Annotated in this window: 15 protein-coding genes; 2 read left to right on the top strand and 13 right to left on the bottom strand. The window is 68.2% G+C overall.

Annotation, left to right across the window (positions count from 1 at the left end):
- Positions 1 to 40 precede the first annotated feature (40 nt).
- A complete protein-coding gene (locus tag AC07UK_RS16280; RefSeq protein ID WP_436224803.1) occupies positions 41 to 685 on the top strand; it encodes an MlaC/ttg2D family ABC transporter substrate-binding protein in 645 nt (214 codons plus the stop codon).
- A 13-nt stretch (positions 686 to 698) separates the two neighbouring features.
- Here AC07UK_RS16280 and AC07UK_RS16275 read toward each other — a convergent pair whose 3' ends face one another.
- From AC07UK_RS16275 to ispH, 6 genes are read right to left on the bottom strand one after another with little or no spacing between them, the layout of a single operon-like run.
- On the bottom strand, positions 699 to 1,703 hold the full coding sequence (locus AC07UK_RS16275; protein WP_436224804.1) for a lysylphosphatidylglycerol synthase domain-containing protein: 1,005 nt from the start codon (positions 1,701 to 1,703) through the stop codon (positions 699 to 701).
- Between the two features lie 9 nt (positions 1,704 to 1,712).
- Positions 1,713 to 2,516: a hopanoid biosynthesis-associated protein HpnK gene (gene hpnK / locus AC07UK_RS16270; RefSeq protein ID WP_153953300.1), complete on the bottom strand. Its 804-nt coding sequence runs from the start codon at positions 2,514 to 2,516 to the stop codon at positions 1,713 to 1,715.
- Between the two features lie 38 nt (positions 2,517 to 2,554).
- Positions 2,555 to 3,979, bottom strand: coding sequence for a hopanoid biosynthesis associated radical SAM protein HpnJ (gene hpnJ / locus AC07UK_RS16265; RefSeq protein ID WP_114133167.1), 1,425 nt, complete (start codon positions 3,977 to 3,979; stop codon positions 2,555 to 2,557).
- Positions 3,976 to 5,130 (bottom strand): bacteriohopanetetrol glucosamine biosynthesis glycosyltransferase HpnI, encoded by a 1,155-nt coding sequence (gene hpnI / locus AC07UK_RS16260; protein WP_436224806.1) that lies wholly within the window; start codon positions 5,128 to 5,130, stop codon positions 3,976 to 3,978. Before hpnI ends, hpnJ begins: the two co-directional genes overlap by 4 nt.
- A gap of 11 nt (positions 5,131 to 5,141) precedes the next feature.
- Positions 5,142 to 6,311 (bottom strand): adenosyl-hopene transferase HpnH, encoded by a 1,170-nt coding sequence (hpnH, locus tag AC07UK_RS16255; protein ID WP_436224807.1) that lies wholly within the window; start codon positions 6,309 to 6,311, stop codon positions 5,142 to 5,144.
- Positions 6,312 to 6,332: 21 nt separating this feature from the next.
- Entirely contained in the window at positions 6,333 to 7,346 is a 1,014-nt protein-coding gene (gene ispH / locus AC07UK_RS16250; RefSeq protein ID WP_114133171.1) for a 4-hydroxy-3-methylbut-2-enyl diphosphate reductase, read from the bottom strand.
- A 207-nt stretch (positions 7,347 to 7,553) separates the two neighbouring features.
- On the opposite strand from ispH, the gene hpnA reads away from it, so the two are divergent.
- Positions 7,554 to 8,561, top strand: a complete 1,008-nt coding sequence (hpnA, locus tag AC07UK_RS16245; RefSeq protein WP_436224808.1) for a hopanoid-associated sugar epimerase — start codon at positions 7,554 to 7,556, stop codon at positions 8,559 to 8,561.
- A gap of 15 nt (positions 8,562 to 8,576) precedes the next feature.
- On the opposite strand, the gene AC07UK_RS16240 is transcribed toward hpnA, so the two are convergent.
- The 7 genes from AC07UK_RS16240 to AC07UK_RS16210 form a co-directional block, all read right to left on the bottom strand.
- Positions 8,577 to 9,719 (bottom strand): glycosyltransferase, encoded by a 1,143-nt coding sequence (locus AC07UK_RS16240; protein ID WP_436224809.1) that lies wholly within the window; start codon positions 9,717 to 9,719, stop codon positions 8,577 to 8,579.
- A gap of 10 nt (positions 9,720 to 9,729) precedes the next feature.
- Positions 9,730 to 10,719: a ferritin-like domain-containing protein gene (locus AC07UK_RS16235; RefSeq protein ID WP_436224810.1), complete on the bottom strand. Its 990-nt coding sequence runs from the start codon at positions 10,717 to 10,719 to the stop codon at positions 9,730 to 9,732.
- Between the two features lie 80 nt (positions 10,720 to 10,799).
- The gene (locus AC07UK_RS16230) at positions 10,800 to 12,179 is read right to left on the bottom strand and encodes an amino acid permease (protein WP_436224811.1); all 1,380 of its coding nucleotides are present in this window, start codon (positions 12,177 to 12,179) and stop codon (positions 10,800 to 10,802) included.
- Between the two features lie 407 nt (positions 12,180 to 12,586).
- Entirely contained in the window at positions 12,587 to 13,195 is a 609-nt protein-coding gene (locus AC07UK_RS16225) for a PPC domain-containing DNA-binding protein (RefSeq protein WP_436224812.1), read from the bottom strand.
- A gap of 95 nt (positions 13,196 to 13,290) precedes the next feature.
- Positions 13,291 to 14,568, bottom strand: a complete 1,278-nt coding sequence (locus AC07UK_RS16220) for a TRAP transporter large permease (RefSeq protein WP_153953307.1) — start codon at positions 14,566 to 14,568, stop codon at positions 13,291 to 13,293.
- A gap of 16 nt (positions 14,569 to 14,584) precedes the next feature.
- Entirely contained in the window at positions 14,585 to 15,085 is a 501-nt protein-coding gene (locus tag AC07UK_RS16215; RefSeq protein WP_013953770.1) for a TRAP transporter small permease, read from the bottom strand.
- Positions 15,086 to 15,112: 27 nt separating this feature from the next.
- Entirely contained in the window at positions 15,113 to 16,045 is a 933-nt protein-coding gene (locus tag AC07UK_RS16210; protein WP_436224814.1) for an amidohydrolase family protein, read from the bottom strand.
- Position 16,046 lies beyond the last annotated feature (1 nt).

The following is a 16,046-nucleotide window of genomic DNA, read 5'->3' as shown; positions in this document are numbered from 1 at the left end:
CGGCGGCGCCGCTTCACATTCCTTCCTGGCTCTCACATCCATGACGATTCACGGTTTGCTTCCCCTGGCGCCGCTTGCAGCGGTAGCCATGGTTTCCGTAGCGCACGCCCAGGCTGTCCAGCCCGGCGACCTGCGCGCCAGCCCCGAGCGGCTGGTGCAGGCCGCGGTAGAGGGCGTGATCGGCACCATCCAGTCCAATCCCGACACCCGCGCCGGCGACCTCGGCAAGATCACCGCCGTCGTGCAGAAGCAGTTCCTGCCTTACACGGATTTCCAGCGCACCACGCGGCTGGCAGTGGGCAGTGCCTGGCGCACCGCCACGCCGGAGCAGCAGCAACAGCTCCATGAGCAGTTCCAGATGCTGCTGGTGCGCAGCTATGCGGTGTCGCTGGCGCAGCTGCGCGAGCAGAACGTCAAGTTCCGCTACCAGCCGGTCAAGTCCGGCAGCGGCGCCACCGACGTGGTGGTGCAGACGCGCGTGATCAACAATGCCGACGAGATGCAGATCGACTACCGGCTGCAGCGCACTCCCAACGGCTGGAAGATCTACGACATCAATATGATGGGGGCGTGGCTGATCGAGGTGTACCGCAAGCAGTTTGCGGACATCGTCGCGCGCAGCGGGGTCGACGGGCTGGTGAAGTACCTGACCACCCACAACGCGCGCCAGGCATCTGACGCCTGAGCGCCGCACGCCATCATGGGGCGGCGTGACCGGTGTCCCGGTTGCGCCGCCAGTGGCGCAACTCCACCCATTGCCATGACAGCAGCGCGGGCACGCCGAACAGGATCTCGCGCGCGCGCTTGACCAGCGCCAGCGCCAGCGAGACCTGCGCATCCATCCCCAGCACCTGCCCCAGCAGCATTACCACCGCTTCCTGCACGCCCAGCCCGGCGGGCACGAAGAAGGCCACCTGGCGCGCCGCCTGGGTCAGCGATTCGATCGCGAGCGCCTGCCAGACCGGCACCGGATGGCCCAGCAGCATCAGCGCCAGCCAGATCTCCAGCGTGCCGCTGACCAGCCCTGCCAGTTGCCAGCCCAGCGCCGCCAGCAGCTCGCGCCGGCGCCGGTTGAGCGCGCGGATATGGGCATCGAGCCGCGCGCCGTCGATCATCGCGACAATGCGGTGATCTTCGCCAAACAGCTTGCGCGCCGCGCCTTCCAGTTTCTCGAATATCGCGGTATGCCGCAGCGACAGCGCGAACAGCACCGGCACCGGCAATGACAGCAGCAGCCCGGCAAGGATGACCCAGGCCCCGCCGCTGTCCTGCAGCGCGGCCACCAGCAGCAGCACCCCCATGGCCGAGAACAGGTACTGCGAGAACAGCGTCAGCATCACTTCGACCACAATGCTGGCAGTCACCGCGGTGGTGTCGCGGATGCGCAGCCGCGTCAGGCGGATGCCGACCAGTTCACCGCCGACCCCCACCGTTGGCAGCAGGCGGTTGACCGCTTCGCGCACCGTGGCGACCCACCACAGGAAACCGAGCCCCGCCTTCTCTTCGGGGTCGGCCGAGGTCAGCAGGACGCGCCAGCCTTGCGCGTCGAGCAGCAGCGGCAGTGCGTGCAGGGGCACCAGCAACAGCAGCAGCCAGCCGCCCTGCGCCACGATCGCGGCGATATCGCTGGCGCCCTGGTGGATTACCAGCGCGGTGAGCGCCAGCAGCCCGATCAGGCCGGTCAGGTAAGCAATGCGTTTCATGTTGAAAAGTCAGGGCACCAGCACGTCGGCAAAGCCGCCGCGCCGGTTGGCCGCGCGCTCCAGCGCGGCGCGCACGCGCGGCGACAGCAGCGCGGCCAGTTCGTCGGCATGGCGGTAGCCGCGCATCGATGCGGTGATGGCCGCGCCCGACACCACGGCCGGGTGCAGGTAGATCTCGCCCACGCCAGCGGGCAGGCGCGCCAGCGCCTGCAGCAGTGCTGCCTCGTCCATCTGGCCGCTGCGCGCGATGCCAACCACGTAGTCATTGTGCGCAATGCCGGCGCGGTCCAGGCGCCGGCGCAGCAGCGCCAGCCAGGGGCGCAGCAGCAACGGTGCGCCATGCTCGCGCGGCAGGCGCATTGCGCGCAGGCCGTAGTCGCGCCCGATCGACAGGATCAGCGACAGCACCGTCGGGTGCAGGTGGAAATGCTTGTGCGTGTTGACGTGGTCCAGCGGCAGGCCGGTGGCGGCAAAGGCTTCGAACTGCGCGCGGATCTCAGCCGCCAGCTGGCGGCGCACGCGCGGAAGGAAGAAGAAGCGGCAGCCGTCCAGGGCCATGGCCGAGCCGAAGCGGCCTCCGGCGTCGACCAGGTCGGGGATCTGCGCGCGCGGCAGCGTGGCCGGGCCGTCGGCCAGCACCACGTGCAGCCCCACGCGCAACGACGGCAGCCGGCGCGCGCGCTCGACCGCGTCCGCCACGGCAGGCGCGCCCACCATCAGGCTGGCGGCGCTGAGCACGCCGTCGCGGTGGGCCAGCTCCACCGCCTCATTGACGGCGGGGTGCAGCCCGAAGTCGTCGGCGGTGACGATCAGCGCGCGTTGCGAGGCACAGGAAAGCGCGTGGGCCAGGATCAGGCCTCGTGCGAGCGCAGGAAGCGGAAGAACTCGACGCCTTCACGCAGGCGCCGCTTCATCATGTCCCAGCTGCCCAGCATCTCGCGCACGATTTCCCAGATCTTGCCGGGGCGGAAGTAGAAGCGCTTATAGAAGGTCTCCACGCCGTGGTAGATGTCTTCCTTGGACAAGTGCGGATAGCTGATCGCGGCCAGCTGCACGCCCTGGTCATTGACCAGGTTGATGACCTTGTTCTCCTCGAGCCAGCCGTTCTCCACCGCCTGCCGGTACAGCGTGGTGCCGGGGTAGGGCGCGGCCAGCGACACCTGGATGGTGTGCGGATTGATTTCCTTGGCGTACTCGATGGTCTTCTCGATGGTCTCGCGCGTCTCGCCCGGCAGGCCCAGGATAAAGGTGCCGTGGATCTGGATGCCCAGCTTGCGGCAGTCCTCGGTGAAGCGGCGCGCAATGTCGGTGCGCAGGCCCTTCTTGATGTTCAGCAGGATCTGGTCGTCGCCGGACTCATAGCCCACCAGCAGCAGGCGCAGGCCGTTCTCCTTCATGATCTTGAGCGTGCTGTACGGCACGTTGGCCTTGGCATTGCATGACCACGTCACCCCCAGCTGGCCCAGCCCGCGCGCGATCTCTTCCACGCGCGGCTTGAAGTCGGTGAAGGTGTCGTCGTCGAACATGATCTCCTTGACCTCGGGCATGTTCTCCTTGATCCATTTGACCTCGGCGATCACGCTTTCAGCCGAGCGCGTGCGGTAGCGGTGCCCGCCCACGGTCTGCGGCCACAGGCAGAAGGTGCAGCGCGAACGGCAGCCGCGGCCGGTGTAGATCGACACATAGGGGTGCTTCAGGTAGCCGATGAAGTAGTTGTCGATCTTCAGGTCGCGCTGGTAGACCGGCGCCACGAAGGGCAGCTCGTCCATGTTCTCGATCATCGGGCGCTGCCCGTTGTGTTCGAGCGAGCCGTCCGGCAGGCGGTAGGAGAGGCCCAGGATGTCCTTGAGCGGCTTGCCCGCGGCCACGTCCTGGCAGGTGTAGTCGAACTCCTCGCGGCAGACGAAGTCGATGGCATCGCTGGCGCCCAGCGTGCCGCCCGGATCGACCGCGGGCTTGGCGCCGACCATGCCGATCATCACATCCGGCTTGCGCTTCTTCAGTTCCTCGGCGAACTTGGCGTCGGTGGGGAACGAGGGCGTGCTGGTGTGGATGATGACCAGTTCATAGTCCGCGGCGATATCCAGCGACTGCTGCACGGTCAGGCCGTCGGCCGGTGCGTCCAGCACGCGGCTGCCCGGCACCAGCGCGGCGGGCTGCGCCAGCCAGGTCGGGTACCAGAACGACTTGATCTCGCGCTTGGCCTGGTAGCGCGAGCCCGCGCCGCCGTCGAAGCCGTCGAAGGAAGGGGCCTGGAGGAAAAGGGTTTTTTTCATAGCGGCCTCTGGGGATGGATGCCGGTGGATGAAGGTTGGTTCGGGGTCAGCGCAGGACTGGCGTGCAGGGCATCGCGCACCGACAGCACCTGCTCGCGCCACTGCACGCGCTTGCCTGCCAGCGCAAATGCCCAGCCGGCCAGTAGCAGCGCATCGCGCAACGGTGCGCGCAGCGCGGCGGCGACGCTGCCTGCCAGCACGCTGCGCGCCAGCGCGCCGACGGCCGCCACCGCAAGTACCAGCGGCAGCGGTGCCAGCAGCACACCCAGCGCCAGCATCGGCCAGGTGAAGGTGATGAACGTAAAGGCAAAACCCGGCGGATTCAGCGAGCGGATCGTGCGCAGCCAGCGCAGTTCATGCCGCCACAGGTCGGTGAAATGGTCCTCGGTGACATCGGTCGTGACCATCACCTCCGACAGCACCGTGCGCAAGCCTTGCAGCCGCGTCAGCTCGCCCAGCCAGTAGTCATCGGCCAGCCGGCCGGACAAGGCTGCGAAGCCGCCGATGGCTTCCAGCGCGTTGCGGCGCAGCGCAATGGTCGCGCCAAAGGCAAAGCGTTGCGAGCCGCCCGCGTGGGCGATGCGCACCGACGGCGCGAACCAGTCGTTGATGAACTGCGCGCCGATGCGCGACCACAGCCCGCCAGTCGGATTGCCGCGGTAGAGGCAGGTGACCACGCCCACGCCGGCGTCGGCCAGCGGCGCGGTCACGCGCGCCAGGTAGTCGGGCGGCACGGCGATATCGCTGTCGGCGATTACCAGCACATCGTGCTTCGCTTGCGCGAACAGGTTGATCAGGTTGCTGACTTTCAGGTTGGTGCCGTGCACTTGCGGATCGACCACCAGCGCGATGTCGCATGCCGGGAAGTCGCGGCGCAGCCGTTCAACCACGGCAATGGCGGGATCGTCCGCGGCACGCACGCCGAATACCAGCTGGAACGACGGATGCCGCTGCCGGCACAGCGTTGCCAGGTTCTCGTACAGGCGGGGCTCGGCGCCGCACAGCGGCTTGAGCACGCTGACCGGTGTCGTTGCCGTGCCGCCGCCTGCCGCGGGCGCGCGGCGCGACAGCCAGGCGGCGGCCAGCGCATAGCCCGCCGACACGCAGGTCAGCGCAGCGCCCGGGAGAGTGGCGGCAAGTTCGGCGGCCATCGGCAGTGCAGTCAGTGCGTGGCCGCGGCGTTGGCCTTCGCAGGCCGCGGCCGGTTGGACGGTGGTTTCGCGCGCTGGATTTCCTCGAGCTTGATCTCGACGTGGCGCGAGAACACGTAGTCGGCCGGCCGCTGCTTGTCCAGCGCAATATCGGGCGCCATCGGCCCGCTGGTGCGCACGCCGCGCAGGCTCACGCCCAGCGCCTTGAGCGGATGGGCAAAGGTGTCGGCGACGGCGGTGGCCTCATAGCCGCTGTGCACCATGCAGTCGGCGCACTTCTCGTAGTTGCCGGTGCCGTAGGCGTCCCAGTCGGTCTCCTCCATCAGCTCGCGGAAGGTGGCGGCATAGCCCTCGCCCACCAGGTAGCACGGACGCTGCCAGCCGAATACGGTGCGCGCCGGGTTGCCCCACGGGGTGCAGTGGTAGGTCTGGTTGCCGGCCAGGAAGTCCAGGAACAGCGTCGACTGGCTGAAGGCCCAGTTCTTGCCGGCGCGGCCGCGGCTCAGGATGTCGCGGAACAGCTGGCGGGTCTTGCCGCGGTTCAGGAAGTGCTGCTGGTCCGGCGCGCGTTCATAGGCATAGCCCGGCGACACGGTGATGCCGTCCACGCCCAGCGCCTTGACCGAGTCGAAGAACTTCGCCACGCGCTCGGGCTGGGCATCGTTGAACAGCGTGCAGTTGATATTGACGCGGAAACCCCGCTCCTTGGCCAGCCGGATCGCCTCGACGCAGCGGTCGTACACGCCTTCCTGGCACACCGAGCGGTCATGCATCTCGCGGTCGCCGTCCAGGTGCACCGACCAGATGAAATACGGGCTGGGCTGGTACTGGTCCAGCTTCTTTTCCATCAGCAGCGCATTGGTGCACAGGTAGACAAACTTGCGCCGCGCGATGATGCCTTGCACGATCTCCGGCATGTCCTTGTGCAGCAGCGGCTCGCCGCCGGCGATGGACACCACCGGGGCACCGCATTCATCCACCGCCCCCAGGCATTCCTGCACCGACAGGCGCTGGTTCAGGATGGGGTCCGGATAATCGATCTTGCCGCAGCCTGAACACGCCAGGTTGCAGCGGAACAGCGGTTCCAGCATCAGGGCAAGCGGATAGCGTTTCTGTCGCGACAGATGCTTGCCGACGATGTAGGCGCCCACGCGGGCGACCTGCAGTAGCGGAATAGCCAAGGCAACTTCCTCTGGTTGGGTTCAGCCGGCGATATTCTCGTTGGCGGTGGCAGGTACGGCCGCGGCTGCGGCGGTTTCCTTGCCGGCCTTGCGCGGGGCCGGTCTCGGCTTCACGTCGGCCAGCTCGGCCGGCAGCCGGAACTCGGCATGTTCCTCGCGCCCGGCCATGGTGGTGACATCCACCGGGCCCAGCCGGCGCAGGGCGTTGATCACGTCCTCGACCATTTCCTCGGGGGCGGAGGCGCCGGCGGTGATGCCCACCACGTTGGCGTTGCGCACCCAGGCGGGGTCCAGTTCGCTGCCCTCGGCGATCAGGTAGCTGGGCACGCCGCTTTCCGTGCCGATCTCGCGCAGGCGGTTGGAGTTGGAGCTGTTGGTCGCGCCGATCACCAGGATCACGTCAGCCAGCTTGCACAGGTCGCGCACCGCGCTCTGGCGGTTCTGAGTGGCGTAGCAGATGTCGCGCGTATCGGGACCGACCAGGTTGCTGAAGCGGCGCCCGAGCGCGGCGATGATATTGCGGGTGTCGTCCACGCTCAGCGTGGTCTGCGTGACGTAGGCGACGGGGGTGTCGGCGGGCAGGTCAAGCTGCGCGACCTCGGCTTCGTTCTGCACCAGGATCACCTTGCCCGGGATCTGGCCCATGGTGCCTTCCACCTCCGGGTGGCCGGCATGGCCGATCAGGATCACGGTGCGGCCGCTGGCCGCGTACTGGCGGCCCTGGGTATGGACCTTGATCACCAGCGGGCAGGTGGCGTCGATGGCATGCAGCTGGCGCTGGCTGGCATCGGCGATGACCTCGCGCGAGACCCCGTGCGCGCTGAAGATGGTCACGGCGCCGGTCGGGACTTCGTCCAGTTCTTCGACGAAGCGCGCCCCCTTGTCCTTCAGTCCCTCCACGACGTGCTTGTTGTGCACGATCTCATGTCGCACGAACACCGGGGCGCCATGCTTGACGAGGGCGCGGTCGACAATCTCGATCGCGCGCACCACGCCGGCGCAGAAGCCCCGGGGCTGAGCAAGAATCACCTGCATAGAGTAAGCCCCCCGACCCTTTTCAACGGGTGTCAGTGTTTGGGATGGCGGGACGGGAAATGCACCGGCAACCACCGGAGATCCACCGCAGATCACATTTCCGTCGCACGGTGGTTACTATATACCCGACACGCCGGCTTTGTCTGGAGTCGCCTTGGCCAGCGCGAGGCTGGCCAAGGCGACTCCGCCTCACGGGAAAACGGGTTTATGACGAAAAACGATGACGTGCTGGTGACAGGCGCCTCGGGCTTTCTGGGCTCGGCGGTGGCGCGCAGGGCGCTGGCACGCGGCTTCCGGGTGCGCGTGCTGGTGCGCCCGCAGAGCCCGCGGACCAACCTGGCCGGGCTGCCGGTGACCGTGGCGGAAGGCGACATGCGCGACGCCAGCGCGGTGGCCGCCGCGCTGCAGGGCGTGCGCTACCTGTTCCATGTGGCCGCCGACTACCGACTGTGGGCGCCGGACCCCGAGGACATCGTGCGCACCAACGTCGACGGCACCCTGGCCGTGATGGAGGCTGCGCAGCAGGCCGGCGTCGAGCGGGTGGTCTATACCAGCAGCGTGGCGACGCTGCGGGTGGCCGGCGCGCGGGCGCCGGTGGACGAGACCGCGGCGCTGCGCCCGCACGAGGCCATCGGCGCCTACAAGCGCAGCAAGGTGCTGGCCGAGCGCGTGGTCGAAAAGCTGGTGGCCGAGCGCGGCCTGCCGGCGGTCATCGTCAACCCGTCCACTCCGATCGGCCCGCGCGACGTGCGGCCGACGCCGACCGGGCGCATCATCGTCGAGGCGGCCACGGGCAAGATCCCCGCCTTTGTCGATACCGGCCTGAACCTGGCGCATGTGGATGACGTGGCCGAAGGGCATTTCCTGGCGCTGGAACGCGGCCAGGCCGGCGAGCGCTACATCCTGGGCGGCCAGGACGTGATGCTGCAGCAGATGCTGCGTGACATCGCGCAGCTCTGCGGCCGGCGCCCGCCGACCATGCAGCTGCCGCGCTGGCCGCTGTACCCGCTGGCGTACGGGGCGGAGGCGGCGGCGCGCTTTACCGGCAAGGAGCCCTTCATCACTGTAGATGGACTCAATATGTCCCGGTACCGGATGTTCTTTACATCAGACAAGGCGCGCAAGGTGCTGGGCTATCAGCCGCGGCCATACCAGGAGGGTTTGCGGGACGCGCTGGAGTGGTTCCGGGCGCAGGGGTATCTCGACAAGCGCTAAGCTGGCAGGGAGCGCTCAGGACCGCACCGGCGCCTGCGCCCGGCCCTTCCACTGCCCGCCGCGCCGCAGCCAGTAGCGCCGTGCCGAGTCGATGGTTGCCCCCAGGTAGAACAGCGCTGTGACCGGCAGCAGCGGCGCTAGCCACGCCGGCTGCCGGTATTCGCGCAGCATCGGCAGGTAGGCCAGGGTCATCGCGCCCCAGGCCAGCCATGCCGGCCACAGCCGCCAGCCGAGCGCCAGCACCGGCGGCACCAGGTAGGTCAGCACCATGCCCGCCACCGCGCCGGCCAGCAGCAGCGGCGAATAGCGCAGCTGGGTGTAGGCGCTGCGCGCGATCATGTCCCACAGGCTGCGCCAGTCGTTGTAGGGCCGCAACGACACGCTGTCGTCGGCCAGGTCCAGGCGGATCGCGCCGCCGGGCTTGATGCGCGCGGCCAGGCTGCAGTCGTCGATCAGCTCGCCGCGGATGGCGGCAAAGCCGCCAATGCGCGCCAGCGCCGCGCGGCTGGCCAGCATGCAGCCCCCGGCCGCGGCGGCTACGCAGCTGCGGGCATCGCGCACGCGGGCAAAGGGGTAGAGCTTGGCGAAGAAGAAGACAAAAGCCGGCACGATCAGCCGTTCCCACGCGGATTCGCAGCGCAGCCGGACCATCAGCGAGACCAGGTCGCGCCGTTCGTGCTCGGCGCGCGCCATCAGACCGGCCAGCACGCCGGGGCCGTGCCAGATATCGGCATCGGTCAGCCAGACGTAGCGGGCCTGCGGGGCGATGCGGTCGGCCGCGGCCAATCCTTCGGACTGCGCCCAGACCTTGCCGCTCCAGCCGGCCGGCAGCTCGCGAGCGCCGATCACGGTCAGCCCCCGCGGGCGCGCGGTGGCCGCGGCGGCGGCGCGGGCGATATCGGCGGTGCCGTCCTGGCTGTGGTCGTCCACCACCACCAGCGCCAGCCGGCCCGGGTAGCGCTGGCCCAGCACGCCGGCCACGGCGCGGCCGATCACCTCGGCCTCGTTGCGGGCGGGGATGACCGCGACCACGTCCGGCCAGGCCGCGGGATCCGGTGCGGCAGCCGGCTTGCGCACGCGCCAGAAGCCGGCACGGGCAAAGATCAGCACCAGCCAGACCGCCAGCGACAGCAGCGACAACGCCAACGCAAGGTGCATGGGCCGGCCCCTATTTGACGAAGCGCCGCGCCAGCCGGGCCAGCCGCGGCACGGTTTCCGGGCGCAGCAGGCGCGCGTCGTAGCCGGCCATGCGCCGGTCGTTCTCGGCCAGGCACAGGTCGATCATCGCGCCCGGCGTCAGGGCTTCGCCCAGCGCCGCGGAACCGTTCATGGTGAAGTTGGCGTCCTGGGCCACGCCGTCGGTGTCGATGCCGCGCGCGATGCCGATGCGCTCCCAGACCAGGAAGGCCCACACCCGCGCCACCTTCAGCGCAAACAGCGGACGGCGCCACCACGGCAGGTTGCGCCGGTACCAGGCGGCCCAGTTGACGAAGAACAGGATATGCCGGCCTTCCTCCTGGATCACCGGCTCGAAGGTCTCGACCAGTTCGGCGGGGAAGAAGCCGGAGCGCCTGGCCGCCGCGAACAGGCCAAAGGCGAAAAAGCTGTCGATGCACTCGCTGTAGCCGGTGACCAGCCAGCCCCATTCCGGATCGTCAGGGGGCGGGTAGTCAGGCTCGGGCGCGAGCGCGATGCCATAGGCCTCGACCAGCTTCGACAGTACCACCTTGTGGCGCGCCTCCTCGCCGCCGTCCATTTCCAGCGCGCTGCGCAGCAGCGGATCGCCGACGGTATCGGCAAAGGTCTTGACGCGGATCGAGGCGCGGCCCTCGGTCTGCACGGCGATGTCCCAGATCGGCAGCGAGGTGACGCGATGCAGGGCCTCCGGCGACAGCTTCGGCCAGTCGATGACTGCGGGTTTGTAGGGGTTGTGCGTCTGCAGCAGCATATTGCAGAACATCTGCAGCTGCTGCGCGGAGCCGATGCGCACCGGCCCCGGCGTGGGGTCGGTCCAGTGGCGCATGGCATGGTCGGCCTGCTCGACGGCAGTGCGAGCGACTGTATCGGCAACCGCGATGGCGCGGGCCTCGGCATCGGCGGCGCTGTTGCGCGGCGGCGCGGCCGCCGCGTTGCCAGCAACCTCAGTGGTCTCGGACATTCGGCCCCCTGGCGTTGGATTGCCCGGGAGCCATTGTAGCGAGGCGCGCCGGCCGGCGCACCCCGCTGGCTACGTCACGCTCAGGCGCGGTAGCTGACCGGCCCGCGCGAGCGCATGTCCAGCGCGTAGTAGCACACCGTCAGCAGGACCAGCCAGCCCGGGCCCACGTACAGCGCCACGCGGGTCTCCGGGAAATAGGCCATCAGCGCCACCACCAGCGCCAGGAAGGCCAGCGCGATGTAGGAGCCATACGGCCAGAACGGCATGCGGAAGGCCAGCGCCTTGCGCTCGGCCGCCGACAGGCTGCGGCGGAAGTTGATCTGCGTGACCAGGATGATGGCCCAGGTCCAGACCGCGCCGAAGGTGGAGATCGCCGTCACCCAGACGAAGACCTGCTCCGGCACCAGGTAATTGAGCAGCACGCCGCACAGCAGCGCGGCGATCGACACCAGCAGCGCGCGGCGCGGCACCCCATTGCGGTCGACCCTGGCAAAGGCCTTTGGCGCCTGGCCCTGCTGCGCCAGGTTGTACAGCATGCGCCCGGTGCTGAAGATGCCGCCATTGCACGACGACAGCGCCGCGGTCAGCACCACGAAGTTGATGATGCCGGCGGCGGTCTTGATGCCCAGCCGCTCGAAGGTCAGCACGAACGGGCTGCCCTGGGCGCCGATCTCGTTCCACGGGTACAGCGCCAGGATCACGAACAGCGCGCCCACGTAGAAGATCAGGATGCGCCAGAACACCGAGTTGATCGCGTCCGGGATCGACTTCTTCGGGTTGCGCGCCTCGCCGGCGGTCAGGCCGATCATCTCCACGCCCAGGTAGGCGAACATCACCATCTGCAGCGACATCAGCACGCCCGAGGCGCCGTTGGGCATGAAGCCGCCGTGCGACCACAGGTTGGAGATGCCGGTGGCGACACCGCCGTTGCCGAAGCCGAACACGATCATCGCGCCACCGCCGAACAGCATCAGCACGATGGTGACGATCTTGATCATGGCGAACCAGAACTCGAACTCGCCATAGGCCTTGACCGCCATCAGGTTGACCGAGCCCATCGCCGCCAGCGCGGCCAGTGCCCAGATCCAGCGCGGCACGTCGGGGAACCACATGCCCATGTAGATGGCCACGGCGGTGATCTCCGCCACGCACGTCACCAGCCACAGGAACCAGTAGTTCCAGCCGGTCAGGTAGCCCGCCAGCGGGCCCATGTGGTCCTGCGCGTAGCGGCAGAAGGAGCCGGCCACGGGGTTGTGCACGGCCATCTCGCCGAGCGCGCGCATGATCAGGAAGATCACCGCGCCGCCGATCAGGTAGCCCAGCATGATGGCGGGGCCGGCCATCTTGATGGCATTGCCGGCGCCCAGGAACAGGCCCACGCCGATGGCCGAACCCAGCGCCATCAGCCGGATATGGCGTTCGCCCAGGCCGCGTTGCAGATGTTCTGCGCTTGCACTCATGTGTCGTTGTCTCCGTGTCATCTGAAAGGCCGCGCCGGCCTTCGTGGGGCCGGCGGGAGCAGCTATTTTCTCGTCCGTGGCGGGCCGCAAACGGAAAATAGCGGGCAGGTTAATCAGATAACAGGGGTATTTGTTGCTGAATTCGTGGTGAAAATCAGGAAAGATTGCTGACGACGGGAGCGGCGACACCCCTCGCGCAATCGTGTGGCTCGATGGTCCTGCCGTACTGGCACGGGAGCAGACCCCCCTCCGGCTCAACATGCCCCCGGTGCGCGCAGGCATATGCGCAACGCCATTCGGCATGGCGCCACGCGGGAAGAAATTCTCGAGGTGCTGCAACTCACCGTGATGGGCATTCACTCCTGCAATATGGCCATCCCGATCCTGATGGAGGAGATCGAGGCCCGTCAGTGGCTATCGCGCAGCCCCAGTACGTTTGCGCCGATCTTCGGGTCGATGCCGCGTTCCAGTTGCTGCGGATAGGCCGTCACCGTCACTTCCAGCGATCCGGTGCCGACCTCCATCGACAGGATGTGGCCGCCGTACGTGTCGAAACTGCTGTCGCCGGCCACGCCGTGTGCATGGATCGACGGCTTGCCTTCTTTCCACGCCAGGCTGCCGACGATGCTGGCCATCTCCACGTTGTGGAAGGTGCGCGGGTTGAACTGCTTCTTCGCGGCATCCCAGAAGCCGAACGTGACGTTGGCGAAGCCGATCGCGGACAGGCTCGCGCTGGGCACCTTCTCGCAGATGGCAAAGGCTTCGATCTGCTCGAACACGTTGTCGCCCATGCGCAGCACCAGCAGGTAGCCGGTGGGGGTCTTGATGTAGCGCGGCACGCTGTCGCGCGGGTAGTTCGGGTTCTGGGCACGGGCGTCCAGTGCCGTCCTGCATTCGGCGGATGGCGCCGGCTGCGCCGCGGCTGGCGCGGGCATCAGGGCGAGGCCGCCAACGGCGGTGGCCGCTGCGAGGATGGCGAGCGCCTGGCGGGCGCGCAGGGTTTTGCGAAGGTTCATCTGTAGTCTCCTGTCTGGTTTGTTTGCGGTTGGGTTTGTGGCTACGGCAAGAAAATTACGGAGCAGGCGGATGCGGCGGCGGCGCGCGGTTGGCCTCAATGCAGCCATGCGGCCGGCACGAGAATTAGCTGCGGGAACAGCACGAACAGGAACATCAGCGCGGTCAGGCTCAGCAGGAACGGCCAGACGCCGCTGATCACGCTGTCCAGGCTGCACCGGGAAGTGCCGGCCACCACATTGAGCACCGTACCGACCGGCGGCGTCAGCAAGCCGATGGCATTGTTGAGTACGAACATCACGCCGAAGTACACCGGGTCGATGCCCGCCTTGGTGATCACCGGCATCAGGATCGGGGTCATGATCAGCACGGTTGGCATCAGGTCGAGCGCGGTGCCGACCACGATCACCAGGACCATGATCACGAACATCAGCAGGATCTTGTTGTCGATGAACGGCTCGAGCAGGTCGGTCACCTGTGCCGGGATGTTGGCGATGGTGATCAGCCACGCCGAGACCAGCGCGCACGCCACCAGGAACAGCACCGTGCTGGAAGTCTTGGCCGCGGTGACGATCAGGTCCGGCAGCGCGCGCAGCTTCAGCTCGCCGTAGACGAAGCGGCCGACCGCCATGGCGTAGACCACCGCCACCACGGCAGCTTCGGTCGGCGTGAAGGCGCCGATCTTCATGCCGCCGATGATCACCACCGGCAGCACCAGCGCCCACACGCCGTCGAGCGCGGCCTTGGCCAGGCGGCGCGCACTGAACGGTTCCACCGGCGCCAGCTTCTCCTTGCGCGCGCAGAAGTGCCAGGTGACGGCGAGCGTCAGCGCCATCATGGCGCCGGGCGCGATGCCGGCCAGGAACAGCTTGGTGATCGAGACCTGCGCGACCACGCCGAACACGACGATGGCGATCGACGGCGGGATCACCGGCGCAATGATGCCGCCCGCTGCGATCAGGCCCGCGGCGCGCGGCACGTTGTAGCCGGCGTTGCGCATCATCGGGATCAGCAGCGCGGCGACGGCGGCGGTATCGGCCACCGCCGAGCCGGAGATGCTGGCCACCACCGTGGCCGCGATGATCGCCACGTAGCCCAGCCCGCCGCGCACGTGCCCGACCGCCGCATTCGCCACGCGCACGATCCGTTGCGACAGCCCGCCGGCGTTCATCAGTTCGCCGGCCAGCATGAAGAACGGCACCGCCATCAGCGGATAGTTGTTGACGCCCTCCAGCATGTTCTGCGCGAGGATCTGCGTATCGAAGTTGCCCAGGTGCAGCATCAGCGCGACACCAGAAGCGAGCAGCGCAAAGGCGATGGGCATGCCGAGCGACATCGCGCCCAGCAGCGAGCCGACAAAGACAAAGATGGTCATGATGGGCTCCTCGCGGTCATTCGCCGGTGGCGCCGGACTGCGGCACCAGTTCGTGCTGCGGCATGCGGCCGCTGACCAGCCGCCACAGCCCGTGCAGAAGAATCGCCGCCATGCCGACGCTGCATACCAGCAGGCAGGCATAGACCACGCCCAGCGGCACGCCGGTGACGGGGGCACGGTCGTCCATGCCGATCGCCACCAGCTGCCAGGCGCCGTGCGCCAGCAGCAGGCAGCAGCCCAGCGCGCCTGCATCGGCCAGCAGGCGGCAGGCGCGCTGGCCGTTTTCCCCCAGTCGCGAGACCACCGTGGACATGCCGAGGTGAGCCTTGTCGTGCATCACCAGCAGCGCGCCGGTCAGCGTCAGCCACATGAAGATGAAGCGCGAGGCTTCCTCAGAGAAGGCAATGCCGGAATTGAAGACGTAGCGCAGGACCACGTTGCCGAAGACCAGCACGATCATGGTGGCCATCATGGCGACCATGGCGCCCTGGGCCAGGCGGAGCGTAATGCGGTTCATGATGAAAAACTCCTGGTTGGACGGGCGTCAGCGCAAGCTCGCTGCGGGCGCCTCGATCCGGTAAAAGCGCATGGCGTTGTCGTGCCACACCGCTTGCGCGGCGGCGTCGGGCAGGCCTTCCAGGCCCGCGGCCACGGTGTTGACGATTTCGTGCAGCGATGCGCGCAGCCCGGAGACCGGCAGGTTGCTGGCGAACATGCAGCGCTGCCAGCCCAAGATCTCCAGCGCCTGGCGGATCACGCCGACATTGCCGGCGCGATCCCACGCCGCACCGGGCAGGCCGAACTCGGACAGCTTCAGGTGCACGCCGGGCAGGCAGGCCAGCGCCGTGAGTCCGCGCCGCCAGGCGGCCAGCCCGGCTTCCGAGCGGTCCCATGGCAGGCCGGTGTGCTCGACCACCACAGCCAGCCCCGGCACGGCCGCGATCGCCTCGGCGGCTTCCTCAAGGTGCCACCAGGGCACGCGCAGGTCCCACGCCAGGCCATGCTCGGCCAACCGCTGCAGGCCAGACAGCCAGCGCGGATCCTGCAGCGTGCCGGGCTGCCCGCGCACGCTGCCATCGGCGCTGCGGCTGGTGCGCGGCTTGCACCGCACGCCCCGCACCAGCGAAAAGGCCTGGTGCGCGCGCAACTGCGCCGCGAGCGTGTCGCTGTTGAAATCGGCATGCACCACCACGGCATTGGGAAAGCCGTGGCGCGCGTGGATCTGATGCAGCCACGCGGTCTCGGCCACCGACTCGTCGGCGTGCCGTTCGGCTTCGACATGCACGCTGGCGGCCAGGTGCAGCCCTTCCCACTGCCGCAGGTAGTCTCGCGGATCGAAGTCCTGTCGCAGCGTGGCGTAATCGCCGAGAAAGAAGGCGGCAGGGTCGTACCCTTCCTGCAGCCAGGGATGGCGCGCCGGGCCGAGGTGCCACAGGTGGTGGTGGGCATCGACGATGGCGGTGGGCATGGCGGGCATG

It is taken from the genome of Cupriavidus sp. GW821-FHT07C08, from assembly GCF_059419025.1.
Note: the sequence above shows the minus strand (reverse complement) of the source record. Positions and strands in the feature narration are given on the sequence as shown.